Origin of the sequence: Vibrio sp. Vb2880 (assembly GCF_033337975.1) — a bacterium.
In the GTDB taxonomy this organism is placed as follows: Bacteria; Pseudomonadota; Gammaproteobacteria; order Enterobacterales; family Vibrionaceae; genus Vibrio; species Vibrio alginolyticus.
The window spans coordinates 190380-212061 of the sequence record NZ_JAWORT010000006.1 but is presented as its reverse complement, the minus strand read 5'-3'; the positions used below and the strand labels follow the sequence as shown (position 1 = coordinate 212061).

At 45.9% G+C, this 21682-nt stretch carries 17 protein-coding genes and 1 riboswitch; of the genes, 7 read left to right on the top strand and 10 right to left on the bottom strand.

The features are described from left to right. Positions 1 to 295 precede the first annotated feature (295 nt). From argR to R7M92_RS09410, 4 genes are all read left to right on the top strand, one after another. Complete coding sequence (gene argR, locus R7M92_RS09425; protein ID WP_005379659.1) at positions 296 to 766, top strand: transcriptional regulator ArgR; 471 nt, start codon at positions 296 to 298, stop codon at positions 764 to 766. Between the two features lie 405 nt (positions 767 to 1171). Next, the gene (locus R7M92_RS09420) at positions 1172 to 2140 is read left to right on the top strand and encodes a TAXI family TRAP transporter solute-binding subunit (protein ID WP_005379657.1); all 969 of its coding nucleotides are present in this window, start codon (positions 1172 to 1174) and stop codon (positions 2138 to 2140) included. A 291-nt stretch (positions 2141 to 2431) separates the two neighbouring features. Then, positions 2432 to 5011 carry a TRAP transporter permease gene (locus R7M92_RS09415; RefSeq protein WP_017820274.1) on the top strand — a complete coding sequence of 860 codons (2580 nt, stop codon included), beginning with the start codon at positions 2432 to 2434 and terminating at the stop codon, positions 5009 to 5011. 45 nt (positions 5012 to 5056) lie between these two features. Continuing rightward, on the top strand, positions 5057 to 5494 hold the full coding sequence (locus tag R7M92_RS09410) for a universal stress protein (RefSeq protein WP_005379654.1): 438 nt from the start codon (positions 5057 to 5059) through the stop codon (positions 5492 to 5494). A 63-nt stretch (positions 5495 to 5557) separates the two neighbouring features. Here the strand turns inward: R7M92_RS09410 and R7M92_RS09405 are convergent, their stop codons facing one another. Then, positions 5558 to 6634, bottom strand: coding sequence for an alkene reductase (locus tag R7M92_RS09405; protein WP_025768366.1), 1077 nt, complete (start codon positions 6632 to 6634; stop codon positions 5558 to 5560). A 92-nt stretch (positions 6635 to 6726) separates the two neighbouring features. On the opposite strand from R7M92_RS09405, the gene R7M92_RS09400 reads away from it, so the two are divergent. Then, a complete protein-coding gene (locus R7M92_RS09400; protein ID WP_042522435.1) occupies positions 6727 to 7674 on the top strand; it encodes a LysR family transcriptional regulator in 948 nt (315 codons plus the stop codon). Positions 7675 to 7692: 18 nt separating this feature from the next. Here R7M92_RS09400 and thiQ read toward each other — a convergent pair whose 3' ends face one another. The 5 genes from thiQ to mpl form a co-directional block, all read right to left on the bottom strand. Further along, positions 7693 to 8397 (bottom strand): thiamine ABC transporter ATP-binding protein, encoded by a 705-nt coding sequence (gene thiQ / locus R7M92_RS09395; protein WP_005379648.1) that lies wholly within the window; start codon positions 8395 to 8397, stop codon positions 7693 to 7695. Next, the gene (gene thiP, locus R7M92_RS09390; protein WP_017820277.1) at positions 8397 to 9983 is read right to left on the bottom strand and encodes a thiamine/thiamine pyrophosphate ABC transporter permease ThiP; all 1587 of its coding nucleotides are present in this window, start codon (positions 9981 to 9983) and stop codon (positions 8397 to 8399) included. Before thiP ends, thiQ begins: the two co-directional genes overlap by 1 nt. A gap of 41 nt (positions 9984 to 10024) precedes the next feature. After that, positions 10025 to 11017 carry a thiamine ABC transporter substrate binding subunit gene (gene thiB, locus R7M92_RS09385; RefSeq protein ID WP_104978741.1) on the bottom strand — a complete coding sequence of 331 codons (993 nt, stop codon included), beginning with the start codon at positions 11015 to 11017 and terminating at the stop codon, positions 10025 to 10027. Positions 11018 to 11089: 72 nt separating this feature from the next. Continuing rightward, a riboswitch (TPP riboswitch) is annotated at positions 11090 to 11226 on the bottom strand. Positions 11227 to 11263: 37 nt separating this feature from the next. Further along, positions 11264 to 11902 (bottom strand): flavin prenyltransferase UbiX, encoded by a 639-nt coding sequence (locus R7M92_RS09380; RefSeq protein ID WP_318133231.1) that lies wholly within the window; start codon positions 11900 to 11902, stop codon positions 11264 to 11266. Positions 11903 to 11907: 5 nt separating this feature from the next. Next, positions 11908 to 13266: a UDP-N-acetylmuramate:L-alanyl-gamma-D-glutamyl-meso-diaminopimelate ligase gene (gene mpl / locus R7M92_RS09375; protein ID WP_054728440.1), complete on the bottom strand. Its 1359-nt coding sequence runs from the start codon at positions 13264 to 13266 to the stop codon at positions 11908 to 11910. Positions 13267 to 13578: 312 nt separating this feature from the next. On the opposite strand from mpl, the gene fbp reads away from it, so the two are divergent. Together fbp and ppa are read left to right on the top strand one after the other, a co-directional pair. Further along, positions 13579 to 14595, top strand: a complete 1017-nt coding sequence (gene fbp / locus R7M92_RS09370; RefSeq protein WP_005383114.1) for a class 1 fructose-bisphosphatase — start codon at positions 13579 to 13581, stop codon at positions 14593 to 14595. A gap of 127 nt (positions 14596 to 14722) precedes the next feature. Beyond that, positions 14723 to 15253, top strand: a complete 531-nt coding sequence (gene ppa, locus R7M92_RS09365) for an inorganic diphosphatase (protein WP_054574250.1) — start codon at positions 14723 to 14725, stop codon at positions 15251 to 15253. A gap of 73 nt (positions 15254 to 15326) precedes the next feature. Here ppa and R7M92_RS09360 read toward each other — a convergent pair whose 3' ends face one another. The 4 genes from R7M92_RS09360 to R7M92_RS09345 are packed head-to-tail and all read right to left on the bottom strand — an operon-like array spanning position 15327 to position 21604. Further along, a complete protein-coding gene (locus R7M92_RS09360) occupies positions 15327 to 15689 on the bottom strand; it encodes a DUF2799 domain-containing protein (RefSeq protein ID WP_017633454.1) in 363 nt (120 codons plus the stop codon). 49 nt (positions 15690 to 15738) lie between these two features. After that, a complete protein-coding gene (locus R7M92_RS09355; protein ID WP_005379626.1) occupies positions 15739 to 16086 on the bottom strand; it encodes a gamma-glutamylcyclotransferase in 348 nt (115 codons plus the stop codon). A 44-nt stretch (positions 16087 to 16130) separates the two neighbouring features. Next, positions 16131 to 19895, bottom strand: coding sequence for a translocation/assembly module TamB domain-containing protein (locus R7M92_RS09350; RefSeq protein WP_318133230.1), 3765 nt, complete (start codon positions 19893 to 19895; stop codon positions 16131 to 16133). Next, a complete protein-coding gene (locus R7M92_RS09345) occupies positions 19892 to 21604 on the bottom strand; it encodes an autotransporter assembly complex family protein (RefSeq protein WP_318133228.1) in 1713 nt (570 codons plus the stop codon). The genes R7M92_RS09350 and R7M92_RS09345 overlap by 4 nt, the downstream gene beginning before the upstream one ends. Between the last annotated feature and the right edge of the window lie 78 nt (positions 21605 to 21682).

Genomic DNA, 21682 nt, shown 5'->3' with positions numbered 1-21682 from the left:
ATAAAGCTATCGGAATCACAACTTGATTACAATCAATTAACGCTAGCTTTGCGACCTCGCGCAACTCGCTGTTACCGTGCTACAAATGGGGCTTGGATTATTCTTTTATTCTGTTGAAATGACAAGGAATTCAAGAAAACAGATACAGCCCTACTTCAGCGCGCTAAAGAATTCTATGTGGTATATAGTTTACAGTGACGCATCTAACATAATCCTGGGACTCTTTGGCACCGCCTGAATATATATGCGAGAATATGCAAAATTGCTGACCCGTAATAAGAGATTTGTAATGACTATGCGCAATTCAGAAAAACAAGACAACTTAGTTCGCGCCTTTAAAGCCCTGTTAAAAGAAGAAAGCTTTGGCTCACAGGGCGAGATTGTTGACGCACTCAAACAGCAAGGGTTTGAGAGTATCAACCAATCTAAAGTCTCACGTATGCTGACTAAATTTGGCGCCGTCCGTACGCGCAATGCAAAAATGGAAATGGTTTACTGTCTTCCTGCTGAGCTAGGTGTCCCAACAGTCAGCAGCTCTCTGCGTGAACTGGTACTAGACATCGATCGTAATGCAGCGTTAGTGGTAATTCACACCGGCCCAGGTGCAGCACAGTTGATTGCTCGCTTGCTTGATTCACTCGGTAAATCCGAAGGTATTCTTGGCGTTGTCGCGGGTGACGATACCATTTTCATTACGCCAACCATGGCAATTACGACTGAGCAACTCTTCAAATCAGTGTGCGAGCTGTTCGAATATACTGGTTAAGTTCTATAAAGCTTCAATCAGCTAACTCATTGTGGGTTATAAAAGAAGTCTCATTTTGTAGCCCATAATTTATGTAAATTTCTTGCTTACTCCGCTCGTTCTTTAACCACCCATTTTGTGATTAACATCACGCAATTGATCTTTTTCATTTCAGTCACTAAACGTTAATTAAGTAATTGTTATAAAAAGAATTAAATCACAAATTGAATCCTATCCCCTGATACAAAATTCAGACTTATCAACTATAACATTTAACAATTGGATAATTTTCTGCCAATTTTTTGTTATGATTCGCTCGCTTTTTCAAACGATTGGATTGAAAAAGGTGCCGTTTCCAAATAGGAAACTCCAGAAGTGATTTATGGTTATTTCCGGGTAAATAATGAATATAAGGAAGGGAAATTCATGGCATTTAACAAACTTCTCAAAGTAGGCGCTATCGCTGCAGCCGTAATGGGCGCAGGCGCAGTTAACGCTCAAGAGTTTATTACCATCGGTACTGGCTCTGTGACAGGTGTTTACTACCCAACTGGTGGTGCTATCTGTAAGTTGGTAAATAAAGGTCGTAAAGACCACAACATCCGTTGTTCAGTAGAATCGACTGGTGGCTCAATTTACAACGTTAACACTATCCGTGCAGGCGAATTAGATTTTGGTATCGTGCAATCGGATTGGCAGTACCACGGCTACAACGGTACGAGCAAGTTTGAAGAACAAGGCCCGTACAAGAAGCTACGCGCAATGTTCTCTCTTCATACAGAACCTTTCAACATCATTGCGCGTGCAGATTCAGGTATTGAAAACGTTGAAGACCTGAAAGGTAAGCGAGTAAACATCGGTAACCCAGGCTCTGGTGACCGTGCAACGATGGGCGTTGTCATGGAAGCGATGGGTTGGACAAACGACAGCTTCAAATTGGCGTCTGAGCTAAAAGGCTCTGAACGCTCTCAGGCACTTTGTGATAACAAAATTGACGCCTTCATTTACATGGTCGGCCACCCGAACGGTTCAATCAAAGAAGCAACCACATCATGTGATGCGAAGCTAGTTTCAGCAACAGGCCCTAAAATCGATAAAATTGTTGCCGACAACCCATACTACGCCTTTAGCTCAGTACCGGCTGGTATGTACCGCGGTACAGACAAAGACGTAAACAGCTTTGGTGTTGCAGCAACAATGGTAACGACCTCTGATGTTTCAGACGATGTCGCTTACAACGTGGCAAAAGCTGTGTTTGAAAACTTTGATACCTTCAAACGTCTACACCCTGCATTCGCAAACTTGAAGAAAGAAGACATGGTGAAAGCTGGTCTTTCTATTCCTCTTCACCCAGGTGCAGAAAAATACTACAAAGAAATGGGTCTAATTAAGTAATTACCTCAGACTCTACATACAGGCAGGAAAGAATATTTTCTGCCTGTTTGAGCATACAGGTTGTAGCACGTTCTAACTGTATGCTTCATTCGCCAGTTTTCTTCTGAAAACTGCGAGCTCATACCCAAGAAAACTTAAACGCCGCCTAACAGAGTATCCAACAATCAACACTTTGAGTTCAGGCAGCAAAATACTCGAAAGCAAACTTCGCTCCATTCACTACACTGATAGAGGCGAAGTGTGGTTCTCGATAAAAATCAGACAGGACCATCAATAATAAGGAAAAAGTACATGGCGACGAATCAAGCTCCGTCACAAGATGTGCAAGAAATGGTGGCTCAGGCAGACACAGGTGCACGTAGCCCTTCGGGAATGCAAGGACGAATCCTTTGGTTTGTTCCTCTGTGTTGGTCACTATTTCAATTATGGTACGCATCCCCGCTACCATTTATTTTCAATTTTGGCGTACTGAACGACACGGAAGCGCGATCTATCCACCTTACTTTCGCGATCTTTTTGGCTTTCACTGCTTATCCAGCGATGAAGAATTCTCCTCGCGATCATATCCCTCTTGTTGATTGGATACTCGCGTTGGCAGGCAGCTTTTCAGCAGCCTATATATACCTTTTTTATACTGAGCTAGCAGGACGCTCAGGCGCACCGACAACAGTTGATATCGTTGTTGCTGTTATCGGTATGCTCCTCCTTTTAGAAGCAACACGCCGAGCACTTGGTCCACCATTAATGGTCGTGGCTGCTGTTTTCCTTACTTACACCTTTGCAGGCCCTTACATGCCTGACGTTATCGCGCACAAAGGGGCAAGCTTGAACAAGGCCATGTCTCACTTGTGGCTAACAACTGAAGGCGTATTTGGAGTTGCGCTAGGTGTTTCTACCTCTTTTGTCTTCTTGTTTGTATTGTTTGGAGCAATGCTGGAACGCGCTGGTGCTGGTGCTTACTTCATTAAAGTTGCCTTCTCGTTGCTTGGCCATATGAAAGGTGGCCCAGCTAAAGCGGCCGTTGTTGCATCAGGTTTATCTGGTCTGGTTTCTGGTTCTTCAATCGCAAACGTAGTAACAACTGGCACCTTTACCATTCCACTGATGAAGCGTGTTGGCTTTCCCGGCACAAAAGCGGGTGCGGTAGAGGTAGCGGCTTCAACCAATGGTCAGTTAACACCGCCAATCATGGGTGCAGCAGCATTTTTGATGGTGGAATACGTCGGTATCTCCTACGTTGAGGTGATTAAAGCTGCCCTACTTCCAGCGCTAATCTCTTATATTGCTTTAATTTACATTGTTCACCTTGAAGCATGTAAAGCAGGCATGACAGGCCTTCCTCGTCGCCACAATCCAACACTAGTACAAAGTCTGCTGTCCTTTACTGGCACAATCTTAGGATTGTGTGTGATCAGCGCATTGGTTTACTACGGAGTGGGTTGGACAAAGGACGTCTTTGGTGATGCCGCGACACCAATTGTTACCGTCGCACTATTAATCGCGTACGTTGGGTTGGTGAAAGTCTCAGCAAATCACGTGCAAGATGGCGCAATTGAGATTGATGCAGAATTAACAGAAGTACCTGATCCTGGCCCAACCGTTAAGTCAGGCTTGCACTACCTACTCCCTATCGTCGTATTGGTTTGGTGTTTGACTGTCGAACGTTTCTCACCTGGCCTTTCGGCATTCTGGGCAACGGTATTCATGATTTTCATTTTGCTGACTCAACGTCCGTTGATTGCACTGCTGTCAAAGCAAGGAGACATGCTTCAGCAAACCAAAGATGGCTTTGTCGATCTTGCCGAGAGCTTAGTTTCTGGTGCGCGCAATATGATTGGTATCGGCGTTGCAACCGCGGCAGCGGGCACCGTTGTTGGTGTTGTTACACTAACGGGTATCGGCCTAGTGATGACCGACTTCGTCGAGTTTATCTCTGGTGGCAGCATCATTCTTATGCTGCTGTTTACCGCCATCATTAGCTTGGTTCTGGGGATGGGTCTGCCAACAACGGCGAACTACATCGTGGTCTCTACGCTAATGGCGCCGGTTATTGTTACGCTCGGCGCAGCGCATGGCTTAATTATTCCGTTGATAGCGGTGCACTTGTTCGTTTTCTACTTTGGTATTTTGGCCGACGATACCCCACCTGTAGGCCTTGCGGCTTTTGCAGCAGCAGCAATTGCGAAATCAGATCCAATTCGTACTGGTATCCAAGGTTTTACTTACGATATTCGAACCGCTATTTTGCCGTTCATGTTTGTGTTCAATACCCAGCTATTGTTAATGGGGATCGACTCTTGGTGGCATTTGGCACTCACAGTCATCTCATCGATCATTGCAATGCTGATATTCTCTGCGGCAACTCAAGGGTGGTGGTTCACGCGTAACAAGTGGTGGGAAACAGTCCTATTATTAGTACTGACATTTTCGTTTTTCCGTCCAGGTTTTTGGTGGGACATGCTGTACCCAGCGAAAGTTCTTTCTCCTGGCGTTGAGGTAGCTCAAATCACGGAAACACTAAATGTAGGAGAATCATTGGAGTTACGTGTTGCCGGTGAAAACCTTGAGGGCGACTACATTGAGAAAACGGTTCGTCTTCCATTCGAAGACAGTGCGACAACAGCAGACGCACGTATTTCATCTATGGGTCTGATGCTGACCGAAAGTGACAACAAAATGATTGTCGATATGGTTGAATTTGGTAGTCCAGCAGAGTCCGCAGGTATCGACTTTGATTGGGAAATCAAGTGGGTTATCCAGGATGCAGACCGTCCGATGAAAGAGTGGGTGTTTGTACCATGCTTAATGATTTTGCTGGTGCTTGCAATGAACCAAAAACGTCGTGCTCGTAAGGAACAATTGAGCGCATAACCGATTTGGCCCCGAGGATAAAGGGGCCTTAATGAGAGACATTGAATGTACAAACAAATTCTTGTTCCGGTTGATCTAAATGACCAAGGCTTTTCAGACCGAGCGGTTGAACTAGCGGTTTGGCAGGCAAAGCAAGCAAATGCTCAAATCCATCTTCTGACTGTACTACCTGGTATTCACATGTCGATGGTTGCCACATACTTTCCGAAAGATGCTGCGGCCAAAATGAAGCAAGACGTGAAGCAGCAACTAAAAACTTTCGCTAATGAGCATATTGCTGAAGATGTGGTTTACCAAGTGCATGTTGCTGAAGGCAAGGCCTACGCGACCATTCTTGATTATGCAGAACGTTTAGGCGCTGATCTCATCATTATGCCAAGCCACAAGCGCTCTAAAATCAATAAAGTAATGCTTGGCTCTGTCGCGAGTAAGGTTGTGGAATATTCTCCAATCAATGTGATGGTCGTAAAACCGCAAGGCTAAGTAAATACAGAAACGAAAAAGGACGCTAACATTAGCGTCCTTTTTATATGAAACAAGTAAGGGTTATGCCATCACTGGGTAATCGGTATAACCTTCTGCTCCCCCCAAATAAAAGTGTTCTGGTTTCGCCTCATTAAGAGGTGCATTTTTCTTAAATCGCTCAACTAAATCTGGGTTTGCGATAAAGGGAACGCCAAATGCGACCACATCAACTTTGTTTTCTGCAATTGCTGTTGCCGCTTCTTGTGCACTGTAGCCCACGTTCGCCATTAAGTGACCTTGATAGTTTTCGCGTGCTGGCTTGAGAACATCTGCTTTTTGTACGCCTTTCAGATCCGCACGCATCACGTGCCAATAAGCAAGATCGAAAGAATTAAGTTGCTCTGCTAAGTAACGCACCAAACCAACTGGATCACTGTCTTTCATGTCATTAAATCCATTTAGCGGAGATGTACGCAGACCGACTCTTCCGGGTCCCCACACCTCAACGACTTCTTTCACTATCTCAAGTAAAAATCGAGCACGATTTTCAACCGAGCCACCGTATTCATCGGTACGTAAATTTGAGCCGTCACGAAGGAAGTTATCAATAAGATAACCATTGGCGCCATGTATCTCGACCCCATCAAAGCCGGCTTTCTTGGCGTTTTCTGCACCTTGTTTAAACGCCGCAACAATGGAAGCTATCTCATCCACTTCGAGTGCTCGTGGTACCGTATATGCTTGCTTACCCGAAGGGGTATGGACTAATTCATCACGAATGGCCAATGCGCTCGCCGCTACAGGTGTTTTTCCTTCATTCAGATCAGGATGACAAGCTCGTCCCGCATGCCAAATTTGCAGTACAATCTTACCGCCTCTCTCATGAACCGCATCCGTTACCTTTTTCCAAGCTGCGATTTGCTCTTCGTTGTAAATGCCCGGTTCTGCCATAAAAGCAGACGTACCTTCCATCACCATGGTGCATTCAGCAATGATAAGTCCGGCACTCGCACGTTGAGCGTAGTATTCAACCATAAGGTCATTAGGAATATGGTCTGCGCCAGCACGAGCTCTCGTTAAAGGCGCCATAATAGCACGGTTATCTAATGCTAATTGACCGAGTTCGATAGGAGAAAATAAGTCTACAGAGTTGGACATGTTGTTTACCTCAAATGACAATAACTTGATGGCTAAGGATGAGGTGCCAGACTATAATCAGATCAATATTGAAACAATATGGATAATTGAAAGTGATTGTTCGCAATTTAGAAACAATTGACTTTAGAACGCTTTCTATCTTTGTCACAAGCTGTCGACTACTGAGCTTAACCAAGTGCGCGCTGGAGTTAAACCTACCGAAATCTACTGTTAGTAAAGCCATAACCAAACTCGAACAACACTTTGAAGCCAAACTCCTAGAGCGCACAACCCGAAAGTTAGTGATCACCGAAGCTGGCCAAATGGTTTTAGAGCGTGCTGCAAGCTTAGTTGAGGAATTCCACTCAATTGGCCATGACGTACTGGAGATGGAACAACAGATCCAAGGCCGGCTGCGTATTTCCGCGCCACCAGCGTTGGATGCGTATATGGCGGAACACATCTTTTTGCCATTTTTAAAACAATGGCCAAAAGTACAAATTGCGTTAGAAGCATCGAACGATTTTGTTGATCTGTTTTCACACGGCTTTGATATGGCAATTCGAGTCGGTCAGATAGTTGATGATCGATTGATCGCAAAAAAATTAGGCTATACGACTCGAGTCCTGGCTGCTAGCCCTGAGTATTTAGCTGAGTTCGGCGTACCTGAAACGCCAGAAGACCTGACAAAACACAACTGTTTGAGGTATCAATATGTTTCAGAAATAGGGCCTTGGACGCTGATCTCACACGATAATACCGTCAATGTTTCAATAACCAGTAACTTCTCAAGTACAACTGTAGAAGCAATATTGAAAGGCGCACTTAAAGGACTAGGCATCGCTAACTTACCTGTGCAAAACATGACGCAAGAGCTAGAAAGTGGCACCTTAGTCAGAGTGTTGCCGCAATGGCACACGGTACCAATGCCTATTTATCTAGTCTATCGTCCTGGAGCAAACCGCCCACGGCGCGTACAAGCAATGATTGACCATATCATGAGCTTAAGATCTCAATTTGAATTTGGCCCTAGGCATGGTTTGTGTTGCGGAGAAGCATGACCTAGCAACTATCAGGCACTAGCATGCGGCTCGGATAAATGCCGCAAGCTTCTCACTAGCATGCTGTTCACTCAATGCAGACATATCACCCGCGGCTTCCACTTTACCATCCGCCACAAACACAAAGTGGCTGGCAATCGCTTTGGCATCGCTTAAATGGTGCGTGACCATCAATACGGTTATTCCCCGCTCTGCTGCCAGTTTTTTTACCAAGCTCAGCATCTCTTCACGCAACACCGGATCAAGCGCCGAGAACGGCTCATCCAACAGCCACATGGGATGAGGCTGAACAAAACAACGCGCTAAGGCAACACGTTGACGCTGGCCACCAGAAAGATGCTCTGGCAAACGGTCGAGGTACTCTGCAACACCAACTTGCTGCGCGGCTTGTTCAATCTGACGATTTTGGTCCACCGTAAGCTTTAGCCCTGGGTGTAAGCCCAAACCGATGTTGTCACGCACCGATAAGTGAGCAAACAAATTGTGCTCTTGGAACAACATAGAGAACGGACGCAGATAAGGCTCTTTACGCACAATGGACTCACCATCAACACAAATATCACCACGGTCAGGATGGATGAATCCTGCCACCAACGCCAGCAAGGTTGACTTCCCTGCCCCACTTGGTCCCATCAGCGATACAATCTGTCCTTGCTCAATCGTTAAGTCAAAACGAAACAGTTCACGTTGGTAGGTGTACTGCACATCATCCAACACTAACATTACGCTCTCTCCTTCGTTTTCAATACTTTCTCAATCAAGGCAAAACAGCCCACACTCAACAACAATAGGGTCACCGATACCACCGCAGCTGCGTCCATCTGATAACTGCCAAGCAACTGGAACAAATACAGAGGTAAGGTACGAAACTCTTGTCCACCAAACAGTGCTATGGCACTTAAATCCCCTATTGCAAACATAAAGCTGATCGCAAACGCATGTGCAAACGGCTTGCGTAGCGCCTGCCACTCCACCACTTTAAACCGTTGCCAGCCACGCATGCCTAAGCTGGCACATACATACTGATACTGTTGTTCAATGTGCAGCATTGGCTGCGCTAGCGTTTTGATCACGTAAGGCAAAGCCATCAAACCGTTCACCAAAATCACGACAAAAAATGCCAAGCTAAAAACATCGGTAAATGCGCGCAGTAGTAAGAATAAACCGGTGCTAATCACCAGACCTGGAGTCACCAAAATAACGGTGCCGATTAACTCAATCTGATCGGCTCGCGTGTTTTTGTACTGCAACCGCCAACGGCGACTGGTCAATAGTATGGACACCCCTGCAGCGACCGCAAGCGCGCTAGCGACACAGGCGACTTTGAGGGAGTTCAATAGCGCAGACCAAAAACGCTCATCGGTTAATACTGTCCAAACTTGTTGGTTGATGCCACTCAGTAACACCATCAATAACGGCGGTATTACCAGTAAAAAGGCACCTATGATCCAAAAGCTATCCCAAGCTTTTGACCACCCATGATCCTTCGTTAAATATTGCTGTACCGATGTGCTTCCAGCACTGATAGAAACAGGCCTTGTTAACTTCTGCACTCCAATAGCAAGCAGTCCACATAACAGCATCTGCCACAGCGCCAATAACGCCCCAGCTTGTAAATCAAAATCAAACTTAATCGCTTGGTAAATGGCCAATTCAATGGTGGTGGATTTTGGCCCGCCCCCCAACGCCATTACAGTGGCAAAACTGGTAAAGCACAACATAAACACCAACCCACAAACGTGGGGAAGCTGCTGCCTTAAACGCGGCCATTCTACCCAGCGAAACTTATCCCAATGGCTCATCCCAAGATGCGCGCAAAGCTTATGCTGCTCGGCAGGAATAGACTCCAAGGCTTGCAGAAGCAATCGTGCCGCGTAAGGTAAATTAAAGAACACATGGGCGAGTAAAATGCCGTTCAAACCGTAAATAGAGAATGGCAGTTTAGTGTCGAAACTTTGCAACCACTGCGCCAACAAACCACTGTTGCCATAAATCGCTAACAGCCCAAAAACACCAACCAAAACCGGCAAAACCAGTGTCGATGCAAACAGCTTAAGCAGTAATGATTTACCAATAAATTGGCGACGCGAAAGTGCGTGCGCTACTGGAATGGCAAAGCCAACACTGAGCAATGTGGAAAGAAACGCTTGGTAGAAACTGAACTTGGTGACATGTTGATAGTACGGGTCGCCCCATACCACAGACACATCAAGTGAAGGGGCTTGAACAATCAAAGCACCTAGGGCAGAAATAACAAAGGTCGCGATGATCATCGCGACCCCTAAACCTATTTTTGGAACAGAATTCAAAGGTAAAACCTATCTCATTCAGATGAGGATGGAAACGTCAGCTAAAACGTCAATGCGCTTTGCCATTCGCGAATCCAAGACTTACGCATTTTTGCCACTTCATCAGCACTAAAGCTCAACGACTTGCTTGGAACACTCAAAGTTTCAAAACCTTTAGGTAACTCAACGTCAGTGACTGGGTACATCCAGTTACCCGTTGGCATCGCCGATTGGAACTCATCACTTAAAATGAAACTCATAAATTGATCAGCAAGTTCTGAGTTTTTTGCCCCTTTCACTTTGGCGGCTACTTCAACTTGCATGTAGTGGCCTTCAGCAAAATTCGCCGTAGCAAACTTCGAATCGTTTTCCGCAATTAAGTGGTACGCAGGTGAAGTGGTGTAAGAAAGCACTAAATCGGACTCACCATTGAGGAACATAGAATACGCCTCAGACCAACCTTTCGTGACCGTTACGGTTTTGCTCGCTAGCTTCTGCCACGCTTGCGTCACATCGTCGCCATAAATAGATTTCATCCATAGCATTAAGCCTTGGCCCGGCGTTGAAGTCCGCGGATCTTGGTAAATCACTTTCAGATCGTCGCGCGTTTCCACCAGCTCTTTCATGCTTTTCGGCGGATTAGCCAGTTTCTCTTTGTTGTACACAAACGCGAAGTAGCCGTAATCGTACGGTACAAACGTCGTGTCACTCCAACCGTTTGGTAACACTGTATTGGACGTATCTACATTGTGCTCGGCAAGCAGACCGGTTTTCTTCGCTTCTGCCATCAGATTGTTATCCAAACCTAATACGATGTCCGCTTTGCTATTACCGCCTTCAAGACGAAGACGATTCAGAATCGACACACCATCGTCCAACGCTACGAAGTTAACGTCACAGCCACATTTTGCTTCAAAAGCTTGCTCGATTTTAGGACCCGGCCCCCAATCTGCGGCAAAAGAATCGTAGGTATAAATAGTTAATGGGTTTTCAGCAGCAAACGCTGAAGTTGAAGTAATTGCAGCTAGGGCAATCAGATTTAGAGTGGGTTTCACTGCTCGCTCTCCATGAGTATTTCAGAGAAATAAGTTGAGCGGCACAGGGTTTGAGGCGGCTATTAAGGACTTCCAATATCCAGACTCAATTCCTACGCCAGCATTATCTGGTTCAGGTAATACGGGTCCCTAGTTAAACACTTAGGTCTCAGCGCCCCAATGCATTGATTGACTCAATGCTAAATGGGTTTGCTCCCCGATGAGTTGGATGGATTGTAAAGGTATTTGAGTGGTTACACAATCAGCTCACGAACGCTGGTCATAACCCCAACGAGGCACTAAACCTTGCTCAATACCTAAGTGGTCGAGAATTCTCGCCACCATAAAATCCACTAAGTCTTCAATGCTCTTTGGCTGATGGTAGAAACCCGGAGCCGCTGGCATGATGGTGACGCCCATTTGCGATAGCTTGTGCATGTTCTCCAGATGTAGCGTTGAAAATGGCGTTTCGCGAACCACGAGCAACAGCTGCCCGCGCTCTTTCATTACTACATCAGCGGCCCGTTCGATCAAGTTGTCCGACATACCATGTGCTATGGCCGCAACGCTTCCCGCAGAGCATGGGCAAACCACCATTTGCTTAGGTGCAGCAGAACCAGACGCAACCGGCGAGAACCAATCGTCTTTACCGCAAACGGTGATGTTATTTGGATTGCAGTTCAGGTGCTCTACCAATGCTTGCTGCGCCGCTTCTGGGCCACTTGGCAACTTAAGATTATGCTCGGTTGCCATCACAACACGAGCCGCCGAAGAAATCAGAGCGTAGACATGATAATCCGCCGCAACCAAGCATTCTAAAAGACGAAGGCCGTAGGGAGCACCAGAAGCACCCGTTAATGCCAACGTGATGGCTTTTTTATGAGAGGGTTGTGTTTTGTTTTGCATATCAATCAGGCTTTTTGTTTTAACTGCTCAAGAAGTTTTCCGTGAATACCACCAAAGCCACCGTTACTCATGACTAGAATTTGGTCACCTGGTCGCGCACGTTCGACGATCTTGGCTACAAAGTTATCTATATCCGCATCGACAAACGCTGGCTGTGTGCATTGGTCGGCAATGTCTTGCACAGACCACTCGATATTATCTGGCTGGAACAAGAAGACTTCATCTGCACTGTGTAGTGACTCTGCAAGTGTGTTTTTGTGTACACCTCGCTTCATGGTGGCAGAACGCGGCTCCAACACAGCAAGGATGCGTTTTTCACCTACCTTGTTACGCAAACCACCGACAGTAAGTTCAATTGCCGTTGGGTGATGCGCAAAATCATCGTAAACCGTCACACCTTGTTCTTCACCTTTCAGCTCTAAACGGCGCTTGGTATTGATGAAACGCCCTAATGCCTGGCAAGCAAGATCCGGAGTGACTCCAACATGTCGTGCAGCAGCGATTGCCATCAGCGCATTATCCACATTGTGGTCACCCACCAAATTCCATTCGACGGTACCAACCTTCTCGCCTTGCAACGCAACGTCAAATTTTGAGCCATCAAGCACTAATTTGTGCGCTTGCCAGTCGCCATCAACACCTGAAAACTGCTTTTCTGTCCAGCAACCACGCTCGAATACATCCGCCAAAGCTTGGTCTTGCTTCGGAGCTAAGATTAAGCCATTGCCGGGAACCGTTCGCACTAAATGATGGAATTGGCGCTTGATCGCTTCTAGATCATCGAAGATATCAGCATGATCAAACTCAAGATTGTTCATGATTAAAGTGCGAGGATGGTAATGCACAAACTTAGAACGCTTATCGAAAAAAGCACTGTCATATTCGTCCGCTTCAACGACAAAAAACATGCTTTCACCCAAACGAGCAGACACTCCGAAGTTACCGAGTACCCCACCGACTAAGAAACCCGGTTGATAACCACAATCTTCAAGTATCCAAGCAAGCATGCTCGACGTAGTCGTTTTCCCATGTGTACCCGATACCGCCAATACCCACCGATCATGCAGCAAAAACTCGTTGAGCCACTGCGGGCCAGAGGTGTAACGCATGTTAGTGTTGAGCACATGCTCGACACACGGGTTGCCACGGCTCATGGCATTACCAATCACAACAAGGTCTGGTTGAGGGTCGAGTTGAGACGGGTCGAAGCCTTCAATAATTTCAATACCTTGAGACTCAAGCAACGTGCTCATCGGTGGGTAAACGTTGGCATCAGAACCAGTGACTTTATGCCCTAATTGGCGCGCTAAAATCGCAGCGCCGCCCATAAATGTGCCACAGATACCCAAGATATGAATGTGCATAAACTAAACCTTGTAATGCGTTCTTTAATGCTTTCATTATCGCGATTACCGCCTGAAAAGCGAGTGACTTTAGCCTTCTTCTTGCAGTCCCTTTCACAAATATGACAAGGTTGAACACAGACTGTACAACCTCTTGCTTACTGATGAATCCCTCAAACAAGTCTACAAATAAATTGAGATCTCAAACAGTTACTTCATTACCATTAAAAAGATCTGCGACTTAAACTTACATCCAGCGCAATCGTTTAACATCCATAAAGAGATGCTCACTTGCGCACTACCCCCAATGAAATGAAAATGTAAGGATTAACCATGTCAGGACTGCGCACCCTAGGCGAGTTCATTGTCGAAAAACAAGCGGATTTCCCCCACGCTAGCGGTGATCTATCATCCCTTTTAGCCTCCATTCGTTTAGCTGCAAAAATCGTTAACCGCGAAATCAACGCAGCGGGTCTCGGTGATATCACTGGTGCTGTAGGCACGGAAAATGTCCAAGGTGAAGATCAGCAAAAGCTCGATGTTTACGCGAACGATAAGTTCAAAGCCGCGCTTGAAGCTCGTGATCAAGTGTGTGGCGTTGCCAGTGAAGAAGAAGACGAAGCAGTTGCGTTCAATAAAGAACTCAACCAAAACGCCAAATATGTAGTATTGATGGACCCACTTGATGGTTCTTCTAACATCGATGTGAACGTCTCTGTTGGTACTATCTTCTCGATTTACCGTCGTGTTTCTCCAATCGGTACTCCACCAACTGAAGAAGACTTCCTACAACCTGGTCACAAACAAGTGGCTGCGGGCTACGTGATTTACGGCTCCTCCACCATGTTGGTATACACAACTGGTAACGGCGTAAACGGCTTTACTTACGACCCATCTATCGGCAGCTTCTGTCTTTCTCATGAAAACATGATGATTCCTGATGATGGTAAGATCTACTCCATCAACGAAGGTAATTACATTCGTTTCCCTCAAGGGGTGAAGAAGTACATCAAGTACTGCCAAGAAAACGTGCCAGAAGACGGTCGCCCATACACTTCTCGCTACATTGGCTCGCTGGTTGCTGATTTCCACCGCAACCTACTGAAAGGCGGTATCTACCTTTACCCAAGCACACAAAGCCACCCGCAAGGCAAGCTACGCCTGCTTTACGAATGTAACCCTATGGCATTCCTCATTGAGCAAGCTGGCGGCATTGCATCGGACGGCGTGAATCGCATTATGGACATCAAGCCTACTGAGTTGCACCAGCGTGTACCTTTCTTTGTGGGTTCGAAGAACATGGTTCGCAAAGTTGAAGAGTTCCTTGAACTGCACCGCGACGAAGAATAATTTCAGACCTTTGTCCAACGCGGCAGGTGTTTACCTGCCGCGTTTTTGTCGCTAAAGTGAAACGCGAATTTATCATCAGATGAAGCCGCTTTTGTGTGACTCATCGTTAATGAAAAGGAATATTCTAATGAGCTTAAACCATGTACCAGCAGGCAAGTCGCTGCCTGAAGATATCTATGTCGTTATCGAAATTCCTGCAAATGCAGATCCAATCAAGTACGAAGTAGATAAAGACTCTGGTGCTGTATTTGTCGACCGTTTCATGTCTGCACCAATGTTCTACCCATGCAACTATGGCTACGTGAACAATACCCTGTCTCTTGATGGCGACCCAGTCGACGTATTGGTACCAACACCATACCCACTCATGCCAGGTTCAGTCATTCGCTGCCGTCCTGTTGGCGTTTTGAAGATGACAGATGAATCGGGTGAAGATGCAAAAGTGTTTGCGGTTCCCCACTCAAAAATCTCGAAAGAGTACGAGCACATCCAAGATGTGGGCGATATCCCAGAACTACTGAAAGCGCAGATCACGCAATTCTTTGAGCGTTACAAAGAGCTTGAAGCAGGCAAATGGGTGAAAGTGGATGGTTGGGCAGATGTTGCTGCCGCCAAAGCTGAAATCCTAGAATCTTACGAGCGAGCTCAGAAAAAATAAGCATCACTGCTGATACAAAATTAAAAAGAGCTGCTCTAGGGCAGCTCTTTTGCTTTCATCTTACCTGTGTCAACTAGATAGGTGCGCCTGCTGAAGACATTCGTCCAGCGTCGTAGTCATGTTGAAAGAAGGGGTCAACGTCATCACAAATGCCAAAATACGGGCGCCCGATAACACCGAGCATATAAGCACTTTGCTCGCAATACTCTTGTTTGCCTTGCTGGTAACCCGCTTGATAAGCCATTATCAGTTCTGGCGTCGCATGGTTAACATCATCCAGCTTCGCAATTCGCTCCTCAGATAACTCCCGTAATCCATCTAAAGCTGACTGCTTACCAAACACTTGCCAATCGGTCACATTATTCGAAGTCGGTAGTGTTGTTTGTGCGCATGCAGCAAGAAGCAACGCCATTACTCCAATTACGAATGCTTTCATCGTGACTCCTTAGTGTTTAGCTCATTGCTATTGATAATGTCAGTATAGCTCACACCTTTTGACACCAATCTCCGGAAGCGATTTCTTCGGTTAACTGCTCAGTATCTTGATATAAGTAGATCCAAGCTTGGCCAAAAGGCGTAACGATGCTCTCTCGGCGATATTCCACTGGCACATCTTCTAACCTATCTAGCTCAGATAAGGTTTCACTGTCAATCAGGTACACCTCACCTTGAATCGAGCGTTGCCCATCAGACAACGCTGGATAAGGGCCTAAGTCATACATTGCAAATTGAGCATCCGTTTCATGTAAACCAAGAAACTGCGCCGAGCGCAAATACTGATGGTTGTACTCTCCCTTGCGTAACGTGCCGTAGACAAAAATCAAATGCTGCATAACCACTCCTTAGTCATGACTGTGTATGCTTAGGTTAAAGCACTTTAATCGAACTCAAACTGATAGAGTAGGTCAACGGCGCTATCTACACCAGATACCGCTTCTAAATACAAGTCTTGCATCAATCGGTAACGCACAGTGAACTCACCTAGGGAGTTAAAGATGCCGACACCATATTTCACCTGCAAACCTGGCAGAATATAACCACTCACCGTCACTTGCGAATCATCGCCCGACCCAGCAGTGTCCAGCTGTAAATCCTGTACGCCAAAGGCTTCACCGATTTCACCAACCACACGACCACTCTTCGCCAAGCTTAAACCAATTAAGGTAGTCGTCATTGCATTACCACCGGCTTCACCATCAATATCTTGACCACGAAGTAGATAAGAAAGTGCATTGGCTTGGTTCATCGCGGGCTCTGAGAAAATTTCTATACTCGGATCAGATGCTGGGCCCGACACTTGTACCCCCGCAATGACATCATCTTGGGTATTGTCTGGATTACGAATCGCTTTGATAGACAAGTAAGGTTGATCTGGTGGACCATTCATCAGAATCTTACCTTCTTTAATCAATAAGTCCTGACCAAACGAACGATAAGAACCGTCGACAACATTCACTTCACCAACGATGAAAGGACCTTTGTCTTTTTGTGTCACGTTTAGGTTCCCTTTCAACCCACCTTTTAAACCAAAAGCGGCAAGTTGGAAGTCATCACCAATTTTAATGTTGATGTTCGTTTCCACATCAAACGGCATCGCAGCGACATCGTCCACTGGCTGCAAGTTTTTATCGAGAATAACGGTATCACTCGATACACCTACCGCACTTGGTGGAAGCTCTTCGACGACAATTCTGCCCCATGGCAAATTAATATCACCCTCAATTTTCGCAAGCTGAGGAGTCACATCTATTGTCATGTCAGGCTCAACTTTGATTTTTACCATTGGGGGCAAATCAACATTGAGCTCTTTAGCAAATACACGCGCTTTAGTACGCCAGTTCTGTAAGTCCTGCCATTCGGCATCACCGGTAACGTTCAACTCACCATCCGGGGTTAGAATTCCGGCATCCAAGTCCGCTTGATGGCCTTTAAAGTTGATGACGACCTGCCCTGAGTTTATATCTATCGGTGTGACTTCACCCTGTAGCTTCATCTGGTCAATCAAGAACTGGCCGTTCAACTTCGGATGCATGACGTCACCTGATATCGCTAGGTCAGTATTCATGTTTGCTTTAAACAAGCTGTACTCACCTATCAACGGTGCCAAGAAATCCAAGTGGAACGTAGAGAGTGAAACCTTACCATCAATAGTGGGCTTTTCAGACGAGACATTCAGTAAAGAAACCTTACCAGACAAGTCACCGTTATCTTTCACATCAAATAGCCACTCGGCATCAAGCTTGTCTTTCGCTAATGCCGCTTTAAAGTTGAAGCTTTCCCAACCGACTTTAATTGGCTGCTCAAGCGCTTGTTCAACTTGGCCTTTTGGCATATTGACACTTAAGGTTACTTCAGGCTTTTTCTCTGGTGCCCATTTAGCAAAAGCCTGTGCATTAACCGAGCCTTGCAGCTTGGTTTCTGGCGGCAGGAATTGCTTGATTTGGTCAAAATCAAAATCATTGATGGCTAACTTCGCCTGGCCACTCTTACCGACACTAATGTCTTCGGTTAGACATACGCTCGACTCCGCTTGCAACCAACAATGCGCTTGAACGTTCGCGATCTGTTTGTCGATATTGACCTTCACCGCGGTCGATTTTTGCAACGCCCACGGGCCTTGTTGCGAGCTCAGCGTCAAGCGGCGCAGCGCCCCATCCCAAATCATTTCTGGTTTCTGCTGGAATGTCCCTTCAATTTCTAAACTGGTCGACACCAGGTCAGACACTACATCGAGCGTAAGTTGATGCAGTTTTTCATCCCCAGAGACTTCAAGGTCAGCACTATCAACTTTTATGTCGTCATAGGTAATGTTGTTCGCAATTAGGCTTATGTTCGCTTTTGGTGCTGGCAGAGGCTTCACATCACCCTTTAAGGTGATCGTTTCTACGTTCGCCTGTTGCTGCCAGTTTATCTGATTTAAAGCGAGATCAAGATTGATGTCTGGTTCTTTCAAGCTACCACGTAGTGCGACTTTACCTTGCATTTTACCTGCAAGATCCGGAACACTTTTCGCAAAATCAGGGAAGTTAACCTCAACATCCATCAGAATTTGCTTATCGATCTTACCCTTTGCACTCAGTTGGTTCGGGCCATGAGAAAGCGCTAAACCCTGAGTGGTAAGTTGGATGTCTTCACCTTTGCCGTTCTTATCAGACGCTTCAAGTTGCCCTTCAACATTCAGCGGATACCCTCGCAAAATGCCGTCAATGTCTAACTTAGGCAAACTGACTTGCCAACCGCCTTGTTCTGTTAACGACCCCGAAGTCGAAAGGTTACCGCTGATATCCCCTTCAGCTTCTTTCCATTGTAAACCTGGTTGAATGTTTTTCAGGTTTAAGTCAGCTTGCCAGTTGATTGGCGCAGCCCAATTGGCCATGACTTTCCCAGAGAGCTCGCCCCCTAAGGTTTTCACTACAAGGCTTTCAAGGTCAATTTGCTCTAACGTACCTTTGCCGTTTAGTGCGACATCAACGGCGGGAATATCTTTGCCTGACGCTTTGGTTTCTAATGCGACTTCGTAGCCATCAAGTGAGCCTTTTGCCGCCAAGCTTGGTACAGAAACCTGGTAATCGCTTTGTCCAAATAGCGGCCATTGCGCCTGTACATTTTTAATCGCGACATCAAACGGTAACTGCGTTTTAAGCAGTTGAATATCACCTTTGATCTCCGCTTGTACAAGCTCAGAAAGCGTAGCATTTAGTGACAAATCACCAACCGAACCCGAGACCAAAAGCGACAGTTTTTGTCCCTTCGCATCCGCTTGCTTCACTAACGCGTCCAGTTGCGCTTTGATAGGGTAATCAGAAGAAAGCGTCACTTGTGTGCTCAACTTGCCTTCCACTTCTGGCATGTCGAGCTCTAACGTTTTGACATCAACACGCTCACCGCCTGCTCTTGCAACCAAACCAAGATGATTGACGATCACTGGCGTTTCACCTGCCAGTTTGAAATTGTGAATATCAAGACGACGCGCTTCCACCGTCAGCGGAATCCATACTTCGGGTAACACAATATCTTGCGGTGTAGCATCGGCTTCTTTCGGCTCTTCAACAACCGCTTCAGGTTCAGCTTCACTTGGTGCTAAAGCCACATTAATGTCTTTCAACGCGGTAGGTGCGATCACCAAACGATCGCCTTGCATCGACAAAGCGGTCGAGAATGTTTGCCAATCAATTTGATTGCCCAGCACATTGACGTTGATGTCATTAAAGCTGACTTTATTAACAAAAATTGGCACTGGCGTACTGATAGAACGCAGTGGTGGTGTTTCCTCTTGCTCCTCGCTTGCTGGCGGTAACTCTGGCATCTTAAAGTCAAGCCCCTGCAGTCTTAACTCATCGACACAGACCTTAGGGTCAAAGAAACAGCGGAAGTTCACTGCCAAAGCTAAACGCTCGACTTTGGCGTCGATATTCAAAGACTCATCGACAAAACTGACGTTATGCAGTTCGAAGCGAGGAAACAATGAACCCTGCACTTTTTCAATCTGCAATTGTGGTAATGCTTTTTCGGCTCCCCACAAGGCAAATTTGAGGCCTGGGTGGGTAAACAAAACTGTCGCGACAATAATGATGAGCAACAGCAATAGACCAATCAAACTGAGCGACAACCATTTGGTCCACTTAAACATCATTTTGATCATAGCTCAGGCCCCAATGAGAAGTGGATACGAAACTCTCGTTCTGGTTTTGCATCCAACCCCCATGCAAAATCAAAACTAACAGGGCCCACCGGAGACGCCCAGCGGATACCAACACCAGCACCTGATTTCCAATCTGGTGTTTCATTAAACGCATCACCAATATCGTAAAACGTTGCAGCCCACCAGTTTCCATAAACACGATATTGGTATTCTAATGTACTGCTAACAATGTATTTACCACCCGTCAAAGCACCACTCTCATCCACAGGTGAAATAGATTCATAGCCGTAACCACGAATATTATTATCACCACCAGCGAAGAAACGCAGCGACGGTGATAGTTTTTCAAGTTCATCGGTAATATTCGCACCACCTTCTAAGCGGAACAAACCACGATAATTCTCTCCAATACCACGAATCCAAGATGTCGAGCCAATTAAGCGGAGCACTCTAGTTTCAGAAAGCATAGCGGTATCACCATACTCAATAGTGATGCTTTGCTTGTCTCCCCACATTGGCATATTGCCCCCTCGAACCCTAGTCCGAGAAAATGTCGCACCTGGAAGTACGAAGTTGAATTCATCATCTTGTAAACCTTGCGTAAAGCTCTCGTACAAATGACGAACATAAACGGTATTATGCCAACCACCGTCTGCTAACCAATGACGCTCCACTGCAAGGTTAGACTCGATACTCTGCGTGTCACGGTTGTCTAGGTTTTTAAGCCCATATTGAACTTGATAATAATCGTTAGCGACATCTTCTAAAGGAATTTTGTAAGAAGCAGTCACGGTTTGCTCTGGCTTAGATAGGGATAAAGCAGTGTTGAAACTGTGTCCTCGGGAGCTCACCCAAGGTTTCTTCCACTTCAACGTTCCTCGAACGCCAACATCCGTTGAGTAACCAATACCCGTCTCGATCTGATTCTTCGAAGCAGGAGATAAAGACACTTTAATTGGCAAGTCTCGGCCATCATCAAGCCTATCCAATTCAGGCTCAACAAAAACTGAGGAAAACCACTCCGTATTTGATAGCTTCTGGTTAAACTCGCCCAGCTTCGAAACGTTGTATGGGTCCCCTTCTTTAAAAGGTTGTAGTGATGCGACACGGTCTTCCCAGATGTGGTTGCCAATAAAAGAAACGTCGCCAAAATTGAAACGTATTCCACTGCTGTAGTGCAAACGGACATTAGCTTCGTTCAGATCAGGGATAACCTCTAATCGACTTAGCGTAAACTCACCATTGAAGTAACCACGCTGAAGCGCCAAGTTACGAATGCCTGACTTAAGGCTGTCGTATTGGCCTTGATTCAAAACTTGACCAACTTTGAGCGGAGAGCGCTCAATAAGTTTTGCAAACTCTTCATCGTCCTTGGCCTCTCCAGTGATGACCACATCCATGACTTTCACTTTCACTGGCAAGCCCGGCTTGATGAGCACAATTAACTCATCATTCGCTTCAGGAATAGAGTATGAAATTTTTGCATGATAATACCCAAGCGCGTTAAGCGCTTCAGTGATACTTTGATCTAATCTCGCTTGAAAACGCAGAGAAGTGGAGTAATCCTTCTCTGGAATAGATGATAGATACGCACTGACATTCTCTTCTAAAGCGCCATCAATGCCTTTCAAAGTCAAAGAAACATCGGCATAGGCACCATGAGAAAAGGCAAACAGGCCAACAATGGTGGGGAGAGCTTTTTTTATCATGCTTTTATGGCTGAATGAGGTTAAGTAAACGTAAATAATGATAACGCCAATTAGATTCTAAGTCTGTAATATTAATAG